This is a genomic window from Gammaproteobacteria bacterium (assembly GCA_028817225.1).
Lineage (GTDB): Bacteria > Pseudomonadota > Gammaproteobacteria > Poriferisulfidales > Oxydemutatoraceae > Oxydemutator.
The window spans coordinates 1-15556 of the sequence record JAPPQC010000036.1 but is presented as its reverse complement, the minus strand read 5'-3'; the positions used below and the strand labels follow the sequence as shown (position 1 = coordinate 15556).

At 62.6% G+C, this 15556-nt stretch carries 15 protein-coding genes; 4 read left to right on the top strand and 11 right to left on the bottom strand.

Features of this window, described 5'->3' with window-relative positions:
* Positions 1-393: 393 nt before the first annotated feature.
* The 9 genes from ggt to OXU50_05045 all read right to left on the bottom strand — a co-directional run bounded on the left by ggt (position 394) and on the right by OXU50_05045 (position 9701).
* Positions 394-2202 carry a gamma-glutamyltransferase gene (gene ggt, locus OXU50_05085; GenBank protein ID MDD9869247.1) on the bottom strand — a complete coding sequence of 603 codons (1809 nt, stop codon included), beginning with the start codon at positions 2200-2202 and terminating at the stop codon, positions 394-396.
* A 130-nt stretch (positions 2203-2332) separates the two neighbouring features.
* On the bottom strand, positions 2333-2818 hold the full coding sequence (coaD, locus tag OXU50_05080) for a pantetheine-phosphate adenylyltransferase (GenBank protein MDD9869246.1): 486 nt from the start codon (positions 2816-2818) through the stop codon (positions 2333-2335).
* Between the two features lie 10 nt (positions 2819-2828).
* A complete protein-coding gene (gene rsmD / locus OXU50_05075) occupies positions 2829-3476 on the bottom strand; it encodes a 16S rRNA (guanine(966)-N(2))-methyltransferase RsmD (GenBank protein MDD9869245.1) in 648 nt (215 codons plus the stop codon).
* Between the two features lie 9 nt (positions 3477-3485).
* Positions 3486-4805 carry a pitrilysin family protein gene (locus tag OXU50_05070; GenBank protein ID MDD9869244.1) on the bottom strand — a complete coding sequence of 440 codons (1320 nt, stop codon included), beginning with the start codon at positions 4803-4805 and terminating at the stop codon, positions 3486-3488.
* Positions 4802-6214 (bottom strand): pitrilysin family protein, encoded by a 1413-nt coding sequence (locus OXU50_05065; GenBank protein ID MDD9869243.1) that lies wholly within the window; start codon positions 6212-6214, stop codon positions 4802-4804. Before OXU50_05065 ends, OXU50_05070 begins: the two co-directional genes overlap by 4 nt.
* A 137-nt stretch (positions 6215-6351) precedes the next feature.
* Positions 6352-6936, bottom strand: coding sequence for a hypothetical protein (locus tag OXU50_05060; GenBank protein MDD9869242.1), 585 nt, complete (start codon positions 6934-6936; stop codon positions 6352-6354).
* A complete protein-coding gene (locus OXU50_05055; GenBank protein ID MDD9869241.1) occupies positions 6933-7538 on the bottom strand; it encodes an SCO family protein in 606 nt (201 codons plus the stop codon). The genes OXU50_05060 and OXU50_05055 overlap by 4 nt, the downstream gene beginning before the upstream one ends.
* A gap of 144 nt (positions 7539-7682) precedes the next feature.
* Complete coding sequence (locus OXU50_05050) at positions 7683-9137, bottom strand: cbb3-type cytochrome c oxidase subunit I (protein ID MDD9869240.1); 1455 nt, start codon at positions 9135-9137, stop codon at positions 7683-7685.
* Between the two features lie 27 nt (positions 9138-9164).
* Positions 9165-9701, bottom strand: coding sequence for a hypothetical protein (locus tag OXU50_05045; GenBank protein ID MDD9869239.1), 537 nt, complete (start codon positions 9699-9701; stop codon positions 9165-9167).
* A gap of 132 nt (positions 9702-9833) precedes the next feature.
* Between OXU50_05045 and ftsY the strand changes: the two genes are divergently transcribed.
* Genes ftsY through OXU50_05030 form a run of 3 tightly spaced genes read left to right on the top strand, consistent with a single transcriptional unit; the run spans position 9834 to position 12447 of the window.
* Positions 9834-10820 (top strand): signal recognition particle-docking protein FtsY, encoded by a 987-nt coding sequence (gene ftsY, locus OXU50_05040; protein ID MDD9869238.1) that lies wholly within the window; start codon positions 9834-9836, stop codon positions 10818-10820.
* Positions 10817-11476 (top strand): ATP-binding cassette domain-containing protein, encoded by a 660-nt coding sequence (locus OXU50_05035; GenBank protein ID MDD9869237.1) that lies wholly within the window; start codon positions 10817-10819, stop codon positions 11474-11476. Before ftsY ends, OXU50_05035 begins: the two co-directional genes overlap by 4 nt.
* Before the next feature lie 56 nt (positions 11477-11532).
* Positions 11533-12447 (top strand): permease-like cell division protein FtsX, encoded by a 915-nt coding sequence (locus OXU50_05030; GenBank protein ID MDD9869236.1) that lies wholly within the window; start codon positions 11533-11535, stop codon positions 12445-12447.
* A gap of 15 nt (positions 12448-12462) precedes the next feature.
* Here the strand turns inward: OXU50_05030 and OXU50_05025 are convergent, their stop codons facing one another.
* Both OXU50_05025 and OXU50_05020 read right to left on the bottom strand, forming a co-directional pair.
* Positions 12463-13068, bottom strand: a complete 606-nt coding sequence (locus tag OXU50_05025) for an HNH endonuclease (protein ID MDD9869235.1) — start codon at positions 13066-13068, stop codon at positions 12463-12465.
* Positions 13069-13137: 69 nt separating this feature from the next.
* A complete protein-coding gene (locus OXU50_05020; GenBank protein ID MDD9869234.1) occupies positions 13138-13629 on the bottom strand; it encodes a VCBS repeat-containing protein in 492 nt (163 codons plus the stop codon).
* Positions 13630-13824: 195 nt separating this feature from the next.
* On the opposite strand from OXU50_05020, the gene OXU50_05015 reads away from it, so the two are divergent.
* Positions 13825-15556, top strand: a 1732-nt coding sequence (locus tag OXU50_05015) for a S8 family serine peptidase (GenBank protein ID MDD9869233.1), incomplete at its 3' end; no start/stop codon positions are given.

The window sequence follows — 15556 nt, the reverse complement described above, 5'->3', positions numbered from 1 at the left end:
TGGCGAAGTCATATTCCGCTTGAAACTAAAGATAGCAGAAATAGGCGGGCGGTTCAAATCCTGCAAGTTCGCAAAGTTCATGGCAGGTCGAGCAAGATATAATATGTGTAACTTATTGATATTAGCGGAAAATAACTATACATCCGAGTCGACGCATCAGCCCAAGTGAGCGCATCGTCTGCGCCAGTTGTTAGGAATTTCCTAATAACTGAATCCGCCTGTAATTCCGCGGTGCTGTTGCGGATAATCAGGTTTTGGGAAGGTTTTTTCATACCCTTGGCGCTCTTAATTCGTAGATATTCTCGTAATCTATTGATTTTTACTGTGTTTTATTTATTTTCCTTTGTTATGCGGGATTATCTCAGACCATTTTTCCCGGATGGGAAAAATGGTCTAATCCCTCCCAATCCCCTGCCGTCGGTAATCTCCCACCCGCGCCGCGCCTACTCCTCGCGGGTCTGATGCGGCCTGCATGGTGCCGCTGCGGTGGTCGTGGATGACCACCTGCATATTCCCGTAGCGTTCGGTGCGGGGTTTCAGGTGGTGGCCGAAGGTTTGCAGTTGCTGCACGATTTGCGGCGGCAGGGCACCGGGTTCGTAACTGATTTCGTCCGGCAGGTATTGGTGATGGTAGCGCGGCGTGTGCACGATTTGTGCGGCGCTGCCGCCTTCGAGGAATTTCAGGATGCCGAGCAGCACCATCGTGATGATGCGGCTGCCGCCGGGCGTGCCGATGACGGCGGTGCGGCGGCTGTCGGTAACGAAGGTCGGCGACATGCTCGACAGCATTCGCTTGCCGGGCGCGATGGCGTTGGCCTCGCCGCCGACCAGCCCGTAGAGATTCGGCACGCCGGGTTTGGCGACAAAATCGTCCATCTCGTCGTTCAGCAAAACGCCGGTGCCCTCGACCATGAACCCGGAACCGAAGCCATAGTTGATGGAAAGCGTCGCGCCGACGCGGTTGCCGTCGCCGTCCATGATGGAGTAGTGCGTTGTGTCTTTGCCTTCGCGCCCGCCGGCATTCCCGTCAGTGCCATGGCCGCCGTTTTCGCCCGCATTCCTGCCAACGCCCTGGCCGCCGGTTGCACCCTCGCCCTCGCTTGCGCCCACGCCATTACTACCACCGCCCAAAGGTGCGACGGCGCCGGGCGTTGCTTGCCCGGGCCGGATGCTCGCCGCCAGCGACGCCGCGTATTCGCTGCTCAGCAGGCGCGCGACCGGCATGTCCACATAATCGGGGTCGCCCATGTATTCGGCGCGGTCGCGGTAGGCGCGGCGCATCGCCTCGGCCATGTGATGAACCCGGTCGGCCTCCTTCATCGCCGCCAGATCGAAGCGCCCGAGCAGGTTGAAGACAATGCCCATCACCAGGCCGCCGGACGATGGCGGCGCGGCGCTGACAATCTCGGCGCCGCGGTACGAAATACGCACCGGCTCGCGCTCCGCCACGCGGTATTGCGCCAGGTCATCAAGCCGCCAGATGCCGCCGGCGCGGCGCACGCCCTCGACCAGCCGCGCGGCCAGCGCACCCTTGTAGAAACCGGCGGCGCCGTGGCGGGCCATCAACTCCAGCGTCGCCGCCAGATCGGGCTGAACCACCCGGTGGCGCGGCGGCGGCACCTGCCCATTGTGCAGAAACACCGAGGCCGCGGCGGGAGAAGCGCGCAGCGCATCAAGACGCCGGCGCACCATCGCGCGGTACGCGTCGTCCACCTCAAAGCCGTCGCGCGCAAGGCGTATCGCCGGCGCCAGACTGCGCGCCAGCGGCAACCGCCCGTAATCGCGTGCAAGGTGTTCCAGCGCGGCGGCAAGCCCCGGAATGCCGGCGGCCAGCGCGCCGTCAATCGAAGCGCCCGGAATGATGTTGCCGTCGTCGTCCAGATACAGGTCGCGGTGCGCGTCGAGCGGTGCGCGTTCGCGCCCGTCGAGCATCACGGTCTTGTCGTCGGCGGCGCGGTGCAGCAGCCAGAAACCGCCGCCGCCCAGCCCCGAAGAATACGGCTCAACCACTGCCAGCGCCGCCGCCGCCGCCACCGCGGCGTCAAACGCATTGCCGCCCTGCCCCAGAACCTCAAACGCGGCGTCCGTCGCATCGGGGTGCGCCGTCGCAACCGCCGCTTCGCGCCCGCCCGCAAAGGCCGTCGCCGCCGCAAGGCAAACAACGGCGACAACAACAGCACGAAGCGCCGCCAACGCGCGCATTGGCGGGCGCCAATCCAGAACCGCCGTTGCCAACGCGCTCATGGCCGGGCGCCTGCCCGCCGCCGCCAAACAAACAACGGCGGCAAAAGCAACGCAAACCAACGCCTATCCACCGCCTCCGCCGCACACATCAGCGTTCTCCGATTTTGCGTTTCATCTCGGCCTCGACCTCCGGCGCGACGAAGGCCGAGACATTGCCGCCGAGTTCGGCAATCTCGCGCACCAGGCCGGACGAGATGAAAGCGTGCTCGTCGGACGGCATCATGAACACCGACTCCAGCGAGTCGTCCAGTTTGCGGTTCATGCCGGCCAGTTGAAACTCGTATTCAAAGTCGGACACGGCGCGCAGCCCGCGCAGAATAACGCTGGCCGAATGCTCCCTCGCAAAGTCCACCAGCAGGCCGTCAAAGCCGTGCACCTCGACGCCGGCGTATTGCGCGAGCACGCGCGTTGCCATGTCAATGCGTTCGGCGCGGCTGAAAAAGGCCGTCTTGCCCGGCGCGCCCGCGACGCCGACGACAATCCGGTCGAACAGCGGCTGCGCGCGGCGCACGAGGTCGGTGTGGCCGTTGGTGATCGGGTCGAATGTGCCCGGATAAACCGCAATCAGACTCATGCGCCGTATTCTACTCCAACGCCGCCGCCGCGCCCGCCGCCGTCAGCAGAAAATACTCCACATCGTGCGCGCGCGAGCGGCGAACGCGGCGCCAGTGCGGCGGCGGCGCGAACGAACCGGCGGCGGCCTCGGCGTAAATCAGCGTGCGCGGATGAATCAGCCCGCCGCACCCGTCCAGCAAACGGCAGGTTTCCGCGAGCAGGTCAGAGGCAAACGGCGGGTCGAGAAAAACAATATCGCAGGCGCGCGCGGCGCCGGCGTTCGCGGAAAAGTATTCGGCGCTGTCGTGCGCGGCCTCAATGCCGCGTGCAGCACCGGCGTTCGCAATAAAGCGTTCGGCGCTGTCGTGCACCACTTCAATGCCGTGTGCGCCGAAGCGTTTCGCCTCGCGGCGTATCTGCGCGCACACGCGCGCGTCGGCGTCCACCAGCGTGGCGTGCGCGGCGCCGCGCGACAGCGCTTCAAAGCCGAGCGCGCCGCTGCCGGCGAACAGGTCGAGACAAACCGCGCCGTCAATCGCCGGTTGCAGCCAGTTGAACAATGTCTCGCGGACGCGGTCCGGCGTTGGCCGCAGATGCGGTTCGTCGGCAAACTCAAGATGGCGTCCGCGCCAGTCGCCCGCGATGATGCGGACTTTGCCCGGCGGCGTGCGCGGCATCGGCGCGGCTCAGCCGCCGACGACGACCACGGTCAAATCGTCGGCAATGCGATTGCGGAACGCGCGCACAATGTCATCCTTTTCAACCTGGCGCACCTTGCCGACGAAGGTGTCGAGAAAATCAAGATCCAGGCGGTGGACGGCGATGCGCGTCACCCAGTCGAGAATCTTCCCGTTGTCGCTGGTGCGAATCGGAAAGCCGCCCTGCACATTGTCCTTCGCCAGCGCCAGTTCCTCGTCTTGCGGCCCGTTGCGCTTGAACTCGGCGATGACATTGCGCGTCAGCGCGATGGCGTCTTCGGCCTGGTCGGCGCGCGTCTCGAAGCCGACCACAAAGGCGCCGCGCTCGCGGCGGTGCACAAAATAACTCCAGATGCTGTATGCATAGCCGTTGGCGACGCGCACCGTCTCAATCAGGCGCGAGCCGAAGCCGCTGCCGCCGAGAATGTGGTTGCCGAGATAAAGCGGAAAGAAATCGGCGTGGTCATGGGCGACGGCGGGCTGGCCCATGAACACATGCGCCTGCGCCGACTTGAACGGCACCCGTATCTCGCGCGGCGCGGTGATGTCGCGCAGCGGCGGCAGCGGCGCCGGCGCCGCGCCCGCCGGCAGCGCCGCCGCGACGCGCGCCGCGAAAGCCTCGACATGCGGGCGCGCAAGGTCACCGACGACAACCATCGTCAGGTTGCGCGTCACCAGGTAACGCCGATAGAAGGCGCGCACATCCTTCAGCGTGATGGCGGCGACGCTGTCCTTCTCGCCCTGCGGCGAATGCGCGTACGGATGGCCGCGGTAAATCGCGCGGCTGAAGGCCAGCCCCGCAAGCGTGCCCGGCTCCTGCGCGCGTTTTTCAATGCCGGTCAGCACCTGTTTCTTCAGGCGTTCAAACTCAAGCGGCGGAAAATCCGGCTTTGACAGCACCGTGACAAAGGTGTCAATCGCCTGCCTGATGTAGTCCGGCGCGACCAGCGTGCGCAGCGACAGCGATGTCATGTCGCGCCCGACCGACGCCGAATACTGCGCGCCGACATGCTCGAAACGCATCGCAATCTCGTCGGCGTCAAGGCCGCCGGCGCCGCGCCCCAGCAGGTGCGCCGACAGGTTGGCAAGGCCGTAATCGTCGCCGTCGCGCGCGCTGCCGGCATCAAACACCAGCCGCACATCGAGCATCGGCAGTTCGGTGCGCTGCACATGATAGACATCAATGCCCTGCGGCGTGCGCCAGTGCTCAATTTCAACCGCGGCGGCGGCGCCCGCAAACGGCGGCAAACCGGACAGCGCAAAAAACAGCAGGCCGAACAACGGCAGCAGTCTTGACGGGTGCGTCATTGGCCTTCAACTCCCTGCGGTTCAAGCACCGCGACAGAGCGGCGCGCGGGCGTCAGGTATTCCCGCGCGACTGTTCGCACCTGCTCCGGCGTAACCGCCTCGATGCGCTTGCGGTAACGGAACAACTCGCGCCAGCCGGCGCCGACGGTCTCCAGACTGCCGAGCAGATACGCCTGGTGGCTGATGGAGTCGCGGCGGTACACTTCGTGCGCGATCAGGCGCGCCTTGATGGCGACGAGTTCCTCGCCGTCAATCAGGTTCTCGCGCAGTTCATCCACCTCGCGGTCAATCGCGTTTTCAAGCATCGTCATTTCAACACCGGCGACCGGCGCGGCGCTGATGGTGAACAAATCATCGTAACGGCTGTACGGACTGTAACCGGCGCCGGCGTGCAGCGCGATGGCGTCGCCGCGCACCAGGCGCCGGGCGAAGCGCGATGTGCCGCCCTCGCCGAGCACCGCCGCCAGCACCGCCAGCGCGTACGGATGCCATTCAACCGGGGTGTCGCCTGCGCGCGGCGCGCGGTAACCCATCGCGATGTATGGCTGCACCGCCTGCGCCGCCACCGAGACGCGCCGTTCGCCGTCTTGCGGCGGCTCGCTGCGCGCCTTGCGTGGCGGCAGCGGGCGGCGTTCAAGCGGCTCCAGATAACGCCGCGCCAAACGCCGAACCTCCGCCGGGTCCACATCGCCGACCACGACATAAACGGCGTTGTTCGGCGCATACCAGCGCTGGTACCAGCCGCTCAGGTCTTCAAGCGACAATTCCTCAATGTCTTTCATCCAGCCGATAACCGGGTTGCGGTAAGGCGCGTTGTTGAACGCCGTCGCATAGAGTTGTTCGCGCACGCGCGCCTCGGGCCTGTCGTCCACGCGCCAGCGCCGCTCCTCCTTGACAACCTCGCGCTCCTTCTCGACATCTTCGGGCTTCAGAATCAGGTTGGTCATGCGGTCGGACTCCAGATCAAAACTGACCGGCAGCCTGCTTTTCTCAAACACCTGGTAATACGCGGTGTAATCGGAGCCGGTGAAGGCGTTGTCGCGCCCGCCGTAGCGCTTGACCGTCTTCGTGAACAACTCGCGCGGATATTTGCGGGTGCCCTTGAACATCATGTGCTCAAGAAAATGCGAGATGCCGGTAACCCCGCCGTATTCATCGGCGCCGCCAACGCGGTACCACAACTGCGCGACAACAACCGGCGCGCGATGGTCTTCGTACACCAGCACTTTCATGCCGTTGTCCAGCACAAATTCGGACACGCCGTGTTCGGACGCGGCGGGCGCAGCGGGCGCGGCAAACGGCAACATCCGGGCACAACCGGACATCAGCACGGCGGCCAGCACGCAAACCAGCACGCAAGCCCGCCGCGCAGGCGGCTTGTACATCCATCTTTTCAGTGGCAGTTTCATGGTTTCTCCAGCAGGCGGCGATGCGGCAGCGCGGCGCTCACCGGTTCGCATCCATCTTTTCAGTGGCGGTTTCATGGTTTCAGCAGGAATTATACTTGACCGCGCCCGCCAATTGCCGCCCCCCCCGCTTGGCGCGGCTACTCGCCCGTTGTTTTCAGGCTTGGCCAGTTGGGGCCGGCCATGATGCGGGTGGTCCAGAGGACGGCCCAGGCGCCGGCGAGCCACAGCAGGGCTTCGCCGAGGAGTTGTTGTTCGCCGAACAGGTAGTTGGTGCAGAGGCGGTCGGGCGAGATGGCATAGACATAGCCGAGGCGGGCGAGCATTGCCCATGCTTCCAGCAAAAACAATCCCTTCAGCAGCGGATGCCACACTCTTGATGTGACGAACAGCGCCGTGCCGATTAGCAGCGTGATGGAGACCGCCTTGGCCGCGGCAAAAAGGCCGCTGTCGAGCGATGCATCGAGCGCGCTCGGCAGCATCCAGAAAAAAGCGACGCCGCTGACGAGGACAACGCCGGTCACGCCGCGGCGGTTATAGCGGTTCAGCCATTCCACCCACGGCAGCGGCAGCAGCGCGCCGCCAAGCCATCCCGCGCACGCCAGCAACGGCAATTGCACAAGAACATGCAACAGCATTGAGGATTCAAGCCAAGCCGCAACCGGCGTTGCCGACACCACGATCCAGCCAACCAGCAATGCGGCCAGGCGTGCACGCCTATTCATCCGGCAACCTTCCTCAGCCGCGCTATCAACTCGCCCGACTCTCCGTAATCCACCACCTGCATCAACTCACCGTCGGGCGAAATCAAATGCAGTGCGGCGTTGTGGGCGTAGCCGCCGGCGCCGTCCGGCAGCACGACGATGCCGAACTGATCAAACAGTTGCCGTTCGCCGTGCGCGTCGGTCACGCGCGCCGCCGTCCATGAGCGCGGGTCGCCGCCGAAACGCGCGAGGTAGCCGTCCAGTTGCGCGGGCGTGTCGTTGGCGGCGTCGAAACTGACGCTCAGCAGATGCAGCCGCCCGCCGTCAATCAGGTCCGCCGCCTGTTTCTGGATTTGCGAAAACTCAAGCCCCAGCGCGTGGCACACGCTGCCGCAGCGCGTGTAGATGAAGTCGGCAATCACATATTGCCCGCGAAAGGCGTCCCAGCCGAGCGTCTCGCTGCGCTGCGTCTGAAATTCCACCGCGACAACAGGCCGCGGCTGCTGGCTGATGCTGAGCCTGCGCTTGCTCTCGGAAGTGAACGCCTCAAAGCCGTCCGTCTGCGCCCAGATTGCCGCAAAGCAGGCCGCAGCGACAGCGACGGAACTGAACAGTGTACGCATCGTCCGCCGCCGCCGTCAGGCAGGGCGGGCTGCGGCGACAGCGGCGGCAGAACTAATCAGCGTGCACATCATCCGCCGCCGTCAGGCAAGGCAAGCCGCAGCGACAACGGCAAAACCAGGCAGCGCACACACCACCCGCCAGCGTCAAGCAATATCGGCCTGCGGCAGTTTCACCAGATTACGCAGCGTGATGACCAGAAAGCCGGCCAGCGTCAGGCCGCCGGCGATGGCGCTCAGTTGCCCCAGAAAACGCCAACTCTCAAAATGCTCGGCCCAGCGGCGCGGCACGCTGTCGGCGCCGCCCGCCAGAAACGCCAGTATCAGCCCCATCCCGCCGAAGAAATAAATCGCCAACGCCGCCGTGTCCACCAGCGGCTTGCCGCCGTTCTCGCGGTTGTTGGACAGGTAATAGCAAACGCCGATAACCATCGGCAGCAGCCCCAGCAGCAGGTAGAAATGAAAGTGGCCGGGCACCCACATCGTGTTGTGCATCACCTTGTTGACCATCAGCGTGCCATCAATCACCGCCGGAATCACGCCGCCGGCCCAGCCGAACATCGCAATCAGCATGCACGCGCTCGCCACATCCCAGCGGATGCCCGACCGATAGACTATCGTCAGCGCGCCGTAGGCGGTAATCGCCAGCACCGGAATGCCGCTCAGATACGAAAGCACCTGCCCCATCACCAGCATCCACGGCGGCATCACAAAGTCCATCAGCAGGTGGTGCGGGTACACCGCCAGCACCATCAGCGTCGCCGCGCCCCATGCGTACAGAAACGGCTTTGACACATTCCAGGGCCGCCCGGTGTATTTCGGCAGCAACTCGTACACCGCCACCACGCCGGAGTAAATCGTCGCGTTGATGAACACATGGCCGAAGAAATAAATCAGGTTCTTGATCAGCAGCGGGTCCAGTTTGAACGCGGGCTGCCACAGGTTGAACAGGCACAACACCAGCACGACGGCGCCGGCGGCGATGCCGGTGAAGTTCACTATCAGCACCATCGTGCCGGCCACCACCGTGGTCGGGTGCGACGGGTCCACCTTGGCGCCGAACATCATCGGCACGCCCAGCGCGCGCCCGAGGCCGCCGTAGCGCTTGATCAGCGCGATGCCGATGTCCAGGTACAGCAGCAGAAAGCCGGTGCCTATCACCAGCAGGCCGAGCATGTAGGCCGTCGCCGCCGCCGGCGACCACAGCCCCATGGACTGCGCCGGCAGCGGGTACAGAAACGTCCACGCGCCGGCAAAGCCGCCAATCAGGATGGAGGCGAGTATCAGCACCACGCCGGACAGGAAGATGAAGTAATTCAGCCACAGCACCTTGCCGTTCAGCCGCACATACTGGCGCAGGAAATACCACAGCACGGCGGCGCCCGCAAAGCCCGCGACGCCGACCATGCCGGCGCCGTGCAGCGTCATGATCTGGTAAAAGACATCAGGCGGAATGTTGATAGTTGCGCCCTGCGCCGCGCGCAGCACGACGCCCGCGAGCATCATCAGCGCAAAGACCAGCAGGCTGGTCAGCAGGTATGCCTTGACGCCGGTCAAACCGGTGCGGTTTTCGGCGGCGTCGTATTGGATTGCTTCGGACATGATGGGTTCCCCCTTGCAAACGGTTGGTTACCGGACGGTCAGTTCGGCGAGCATCGCGTGGTGCGCGAGGCCGCAGTATTCCATGCACAGCACCCTGTAGGTGCCGGGTTGGTTGAAGGTGTGGCGCACCTTGTTCACATAGTCGGGCATCGCCTGGGTCTGCGTCAGCAGGCGGTCTTCGCCGTCGTAGATGGCAAAGCCGTGGTTGACATCGCCGGAAGTCACATGAAATTCAACGGTGTCGCCGGCGTTGTATTCGGTGTTGTCTATCTCCCAGTGCCACTGGCGGGCGACCACCTTCACCACCGTCGTGTTCTCGTCCGCGGCGGCGTGCTGGTCGGTGATCGGGAAAGGCGACAGCGTCGCCCAGGTTACGATGACGCCGACCACAAAAAGAAACAGCAGCCATTTGGAACGAATGGCGTACCACTTTTTCTGCACCTCGGAATAGTCCCGCTCGTCGCCGGAGTTCGCAATCACGAACACAAACACCGCCGACAACAGAACCAGACTCACCAGTGTCAGAATCCAGACGCTTTCAGCCAGCATATTGAAGACCTCCAAGTTGGTTGCTACGGGTAAAGTTATGGGAAACAGCCCGCCGCCTTCAATATACCATATTACAGATATAATTCCCGGTTACACTGCGCGTGTGCGGCGCGGCGGCACAGCGCGGCAATACAACGGGAAAAAACCATGTGGCTGAAACACCTGAAACAGCAACTCACCCGCACCAGCGACCGGCTCACCGGCGGCCTCGGCGGCCTGCTCGGCGACGGCGGCGCGAACGGCGCGCGCTTCTTTGACGAACTGGAAACGCGGCTGCTCGGCGCCGATGTCGGCGCCGCCACCAGTCTGGCCATCATGGACAAACTGAAGAGTTGCGCCGGGCGCGGCGGCGCGCGCGACCTGGCCGCGCTGCTGGAACTGCTGCGCGATGAAATCGCCGCCGTGCTGGCGCCGTGCCAGTTGCCGAACGGCGGCGCGGTGCCGGCGGCGGGCGCGGGCAAGCCGTTTGCGATTCTGGTTGTCGGCGTCAACGGCGTCGGCAAGACCACCACCATCGGCAAACTCGGGCGTTATTACAAGGCGGGCGGGCGCTCGGTGATGTTCGCCGCCGGCGACACCTTCCGCGCGGCGGCGATCGAGCAGATGGAGGCGTGGGGGCGGCGCTGCGACATCGCCGTCGTCTCGCAAGAGTCGGGCGCCGACAGCGCCGCCGTCATCTTTGATGCGCTGGCGTCGGCGCGCGCCAAAGGCGCCGACATCCTGCTGGCCGACACCGCCGGGCGGCTGCACACCGACCGCAACCTGATGGAGGAACTGAAAAAGGTCAAGCGCGCGATGGCGCGCCAGGACGCCGCCGCGCCGCACGAGGTGCTGCTGGTGGTGGACGCCGGCACCGGCCAGAACGCGCTGGCGCAAACCCGCGCCTTCCACGACGCGCTCGGCGTAACCGGCATTGTCGCGACCAAACTCGACGGCACCGCGAAGGGCGGCGTGCTGGTGGCGATGGCCGCCGAACTCGGCATTCCGATTCGCTTCATCGGCGTCGGCGAGGCGGCGGAAGACTTGCGCCCGTTCAACGCGCGCGAATACGCAAGCGCCATGCTCGGCCTTGACACGGCGGGCGCGGAAAATGCAACAGCAAGCACTGCGGCAGGCACGGCGGCGCCCGAATGATACAACTGCACAAGGTGGTCAAGCGTTTTCGCGGCGAGACCGCGCTGGCGGAGATTGACCTGGAAATAGGCGACGGCGAGATGGCCTTCGTAACCGGGCATTCCGGCGCCGGCAAAAGCACGCTGCTGCGCCTGATTGCCGCCATTGAGCGCCCCGACTTCGGCCAGGTGTTTGTCAACGGCAGGGACATCACGCGCCTTGCGCGCGCGCAGATTCCGTATCTGCGCCGCCGCATCGGCTTTGTGTTTCAGAACCACCGCCTGCTGTTTGACCGCCCGGTGTTTGAAAATGTCGCGCTGCCGCTGCGCATCGGCGGCGCCGGGCGCGTTGAGGCCGGCAAGCGCGTGCGCGCGGCGCTGGACAAGGTCGGCCTGCTGGGCAAAGAGGCGCTGAACCCGGCGGCGCTGTCGGCGGGCCAGCAGCAGCGCGTCGGCATCGCGCGCGCCATCGTCAACCGCCCGCTGATCCTGCTGGCCGACGAACCGACCGGCAACCTCGACCCGGAGTTGTCGCGCGAGATCATGAAACTGTTCAGCGAATTCAACCGCGCCGGCACGACAACGCTGGTGGCCAGCCACGACCTCGCGCTGATAGGCGGTTTGGGCCACCGCGTTATCACGCTGCACGAGGGGCGTTTGGCGGGGGCGGGGGAATGATGTTTGCAATGCCGCGCCTTTGCCGCAAACGCCGCCTGGCCGCGAGCGCCTGAACGATGTTTGCAACACTGCGTCTTTATCTTGACAGCCATCGTCTGGCGCTGGCCGGGACGCTGGCGCGGCTGGCGAAAGCGCCGCTGGCGAGCGCGCTGACCCTGTCGCTGATTGCGGTTGCGCTGGCGCTGCCGGCGATTGCGCTGAGCGTGCTGCACAACACCGGCGCGCTACTGCCGGACCACTCGTCGCCGGCCCGAATCTCGGTCTATCTGAAACCGCAAACCGCCGACGCCGAAGTGCGCCGCCTGGGCGCGGAAATCGCCGCCATTGAAGGCGTCGCGCAGGCCGCCGTCATCAGCGCCGAAGAATCGCTGCGCGCGTTCCGCGAACAGCGCGACATCGGCGACATGCTGGCGCTGTTTGAAAGCAACCCGCTGCCCGCGGTGGTGGAAGTGACGCCCGACGCGCAGCACGACCGCGCGCCGGGGCTGAACCTGCTGAGCGCGCGCCTTCGCAATCTGAACGGCGTGGACCGCGCCGAAACCAACATCGCCTGGCTGCAACGGCTGGACGCCATCATCGCGCTGGCGCGCACCGCCGTTCACCTGCTGGCGGCGCTGTTCGCGGCGGTTGTGCTGCTGGTCATCGCCGCCATCATCCGCTCGGAAACCGAAAGATGCCGCGATGAAATGGAAATTCTCGCGCTGCTCGGCGCCGGCGACGCCTTCATCCGCCGCCCGTTCTTCTACACCGCCCTGTGCTACGGCCTCGGCGGCGGCCTGCTGGCGGGCCTCGCCGCCGCGATTGCAACCGCCGTTATTGACGGCCACCTGCGGCAACTGCTGTCGCTTTACGGCAGTGATTTTGCGCGCGATGCGGCGTTCTGGCCGCGTGTTGTGGTGTACACCACCGGGGCGGGCGCGGCGCTGTGCCTTGCGGGGGCGTGGTTGTCGTTGAGGAGGGAGAGGGGTTAGGGGGTTATTCGCACTTTATATCCTGTCGCGCTTTTTCGCATTGCAGGATTCGCAAAGCAATTGAATGTTCCTTGCAGTATTTGATCCGCCCTTGGAAAAGGGAATGATGTGATCAAATTCGATGTTTTCCTTGCTGCCGCATTGACAACACCGGCCTTGGTCTCTGCGCCAGACCTCATGGCGAACACTTTCGGAAATATGTCTGCTTCTCTTCGTCTGCTCATTCTCTTCCTGAGAGTCGTCAGCGGGCTGCACCGACTTGGATATTATTACATCCAGCTCGTCCAACCTAGAAAACCCGTAGGCAGGAAAATCAAATGGTTCGCTTGTCCGCGTCGCCTTGAACCATTTTTTAGCACCACAGTTCGTGCACTGTCCTTCAAAGCTCAGTCCATGGGGGCTGCATTTAAGCACGCGGAAGGCACTGGACAAGCACCTCGCACACTTAAGGTCAATACCCGCCTCTGTAATCCAGGCACTTAATGCAGGGCGCGCTGACACCAATTTCCGTTTCTGTTCTTTCCGTTCTCTCCTCTCATTGCCAATCGAAAAGAGATCACTAACGAAAGAAAAAATAAGATAAGCGAAAAAAATAAAAACGAGAATAGCGAATAGTTCCACTGTCCTACCTTGCCTCAATCCCAACCACACACCGCATGGCGCACGCCGCCATCGTTGAACAAACAGTATTCAATGTCCGTATGCAACAGCGACACTGCCATCCCGGTCAAAATCACCAAAGGCCATGGCTTTAACCGGCACCGCCACTGCCGTTATCCTGATGGGTTGAATGGACTCCAACTCAGCCTCGTCCGTCCCGTCAATAAAATGGGCGAAAATCCCGTTGCTGTTGGCAATCAGAACATCAAGATTCCCGTCGCCGTCCAGGTCCTGCGCCGCGATGTCTTTGATGCCGATGGTGGCTACTGAATTGCCGATTTTGGCGTTTCGCGGGCTGGAACCGAGGTCCACTGCATGGCGGTTCTTTGCACGCCCAAGTGTTACACCGTTGCTGGTCCACCGCGCAGCGTTCCGGTTCCCGGTGTTGTCCAGCAGCGATTGGGATTGAAAGTCTTCGGCAAAAGGAAAGCCCGGCGACGCACCATGCAGGGGCGCCGCAAGCGGCAGGATTGCCGCGGATACAAAAAGAAATCTTGCTGTCATCGCAAGATTCAATTTCATGATGAATCTCCTAATCAGAAGTTGGCAGGCCAGTATTGGCACAAAAACTACTCCTGTCAAGCGATACAAATTGATATATGATAATCATTGAGAAAATCGGCATTTCTGGCCGGTTGCAAGTGCCTTGCCAGCATGACTTTTTTGCAAAAAACAAGGAAAACCGGATGGTACATTGGGGGGGCTATCGCCGCCCTGATGATGATACTGCTGGCTGAATTCTCCACGCCGCCGCGCAATGTGGTTGTAACACCCGGTACAAACGCTATTCAAAAAGACTTCCGCCCCATCCTGAAAAACATCAAAACCATTCCCGAACACCTGCTTGATGAAAAGGCCGAACACCAGACGCTGCTGGTGGCTCGTTTGTCCGGTGTGCCCGAACCCGCGAACGGGCCGATGGCGGTACTCTCCCAAATGGAGGAAGTCCGCATACCCTACCTGGACCAATTCGATATGTCTGCCGCCAAAGTACCTGCCACATGGGATACGGATTGGCTGCTTGAGGTTATTCAGCAAGACCCGTCGGTGGATTACGCATACAAACAATCAAAAGCGGAATTTTTCGGAGCCATGCCCGACGACCCGGATTTTGGAGACCAAACCAATCTTCACGACCCGAACAACGATGTGGATGTGGATGCTCCGGAAGCGTGGGCTTATACCACCGGCAGCGAAAATGTCGTGGTCGCGGTGCTGGACGGGGGCTTTTACATCAATAACCCGGATTTACGCCCCAACCTGTGGGTCAACGAAGCGGAGCTGGAAGGTGAGGAAGGCGTGGACGACGACAACAATGGCTGCACGGATGACATCCACGGTTGCAACTTCCGCACCTCAAGCGGCAAAAATCTTGAAGATGGCGGTGATCCAGAACACGGCACATGGGTTTCCAGCATTCTCGCCTCGCGCGGCAACGACGGCTATGGAATCGCGGGCGCCGCCTGGAATATCCGGATTATGCCTTTGTTAAGCATAAGCAACCGCATACAAGCCTACCAATACATCCTAAAAATGAAGCGTCAGTTCCGCGTTAATATCCGGGTTATGAATTACAGTGCGGGAGAGATAGAAGGTTGCAATCTTCAATTGCTCCGTCTCAATCCCAATTATATAGACGAAAACCGCCGGCTTGGCGAACTCAAAGACGAGGGAATTTTGTTTGTTCAGGGGGCTGGAAACGACGGTATAAACTACAACAATACAGGGCAAATAACGAGGCAACTCGAACCAGGCTGCCATAAGATTGACAGGTCGGATAATCTTGACAACATTATTGTTGTCGCAGGGCAAAGTAAAACCACTCGAACTCGCTGGGAGGCTTCTAACTACGGCAGCGTAATAGCCGACTTGTATGCACCTGCTGAAAAAATACCAACCAGCCCTCGGCAAGTTTTCTTAAACCCCCTCGGACATCGAAATATCTTGGACCCTAGCGGAACTTCCTATGCAGCCCCCCATGTCTCCGCCGCCGCCGCCCTGCTTTGGTCCTACAAGCCGGACTTGACCATTGCCGAGGTGCGCAGTGCGCTGCTTGACACCGTGGACCGTTTCCCGGCCTTTGTCCTCTCAGACACTGTTGCCTCTTCAACGCAGACGCTAGCGGAATTTATGGCCGCCGGTTTCCCGGCCTTTGTCGTCACAGACACCGTCGCCTCCGGCGGCGCCCTGAACATTGCAAACGCCCTCTATTCCGTCGCGACACCCGGCATTCGCATTCATTCATCACAAACCACCATCGCCGAAGGAACCAGCGGCTACATTGACCTGTCACTGACAAGAGAACCCGTCCGCCCCTCGTCCGGCGAGGTCGTTGTGCTGGAAGGCGTCGCCACCCCGCTCTCTGACGCCGACGCCGTCGTCACACCCTCCACGCTGACCTTCACTTCCCGCAACTGGCACATCCCGCAGAGAATGACCGTCCGCGCCG

Excerpts from the sequence above, each read along its gene's own strand:
- ggt (MDD9869247.1), bottom strand. The coding sequence starts at position 2,202 with ATGCGCGCGTTGGCGGCGCTTCGTGCTGTTGTTGTCGCCGTTGTTTGC.
- coaD (MDD9869246.1), bottom strand. The coding sequence starts at position 2,818 with ATGAGTCTGATTGCGGTTTATCCGGGCACATTCGACCCGATCACCAAC.
- rsmD (MDD9869245.1), bottom strand. The coding sequence starts at position 3,476 with ATGCCGCGCACGCCGCCGGGCAAAGTCCGCATCATCGCGGGCGACTGG.
- OXU50_05070 (MDD9869244.1), bottom strand. The coding sequence starts at position 4,805 with ATGACGCACCCGTCAAGACTGCTGCCGTTGTTCGGCCTGCTGTTTTTT.
- OXU50_05065 (MDD9869243.1), bottom strand. The coding sequence starts at position 6,214 with ATGAAACTGCCACTGAAAAGATGGATGTACAAGCCGCCTGCGCGGCGG.
- OXU50_05060 (MDD9869242.1), bottom strand. The coding sequence starts at position 6,936 with ATGAATAGGCGTGCACGCCTGGCCGCATTGCTGGTTGGCTGGATCGTG.
- OXU50_05055 (MDD9869241.1), bottom strand. The coding sequence starts at position 7,538 with ATGCGTACACTGTTCAGTTCCGTCGCTGTCGCTGCGGCCTGCTTTGCG.
- OXU50_05050 (MDD9869240.1), bottom strand. The coding sequence starts at position 9,137 with ATGTCCGAAGCAATCCAATACGACGCCGCCGAAAACCGCACCGGTTTG.
- ftsY (MDD9869238.1), top strand. The coding sequence starts at position 9,834 with ATGTGGCTGAAACACCTGAAACAGCAACTCACCCGCACCAGCGACCGG.
- OXU50_05035 (MDD9869237.1), top strand. The coding sequence starts at position 10,817 with ATGATACAACTGCACAAGGTGGTCAAGCGTTTTCGCGGCGAGACCGCG.
- OXU50_05030 (MDD9869236.1), top strand. The coding sequence starts at position 11,533 with ATGTTTGCAACACTGCGTCTTTATCTTGACAGCCATCGTCTGGCGCTG.
- OXU50_05020 (MDD9869234.1), bottom strand. The coding sequence starts at position 13,629 with ATGAAATTGAATCTTGCGATGACAGCAAGATTTCTTTTTGTATCCGCG.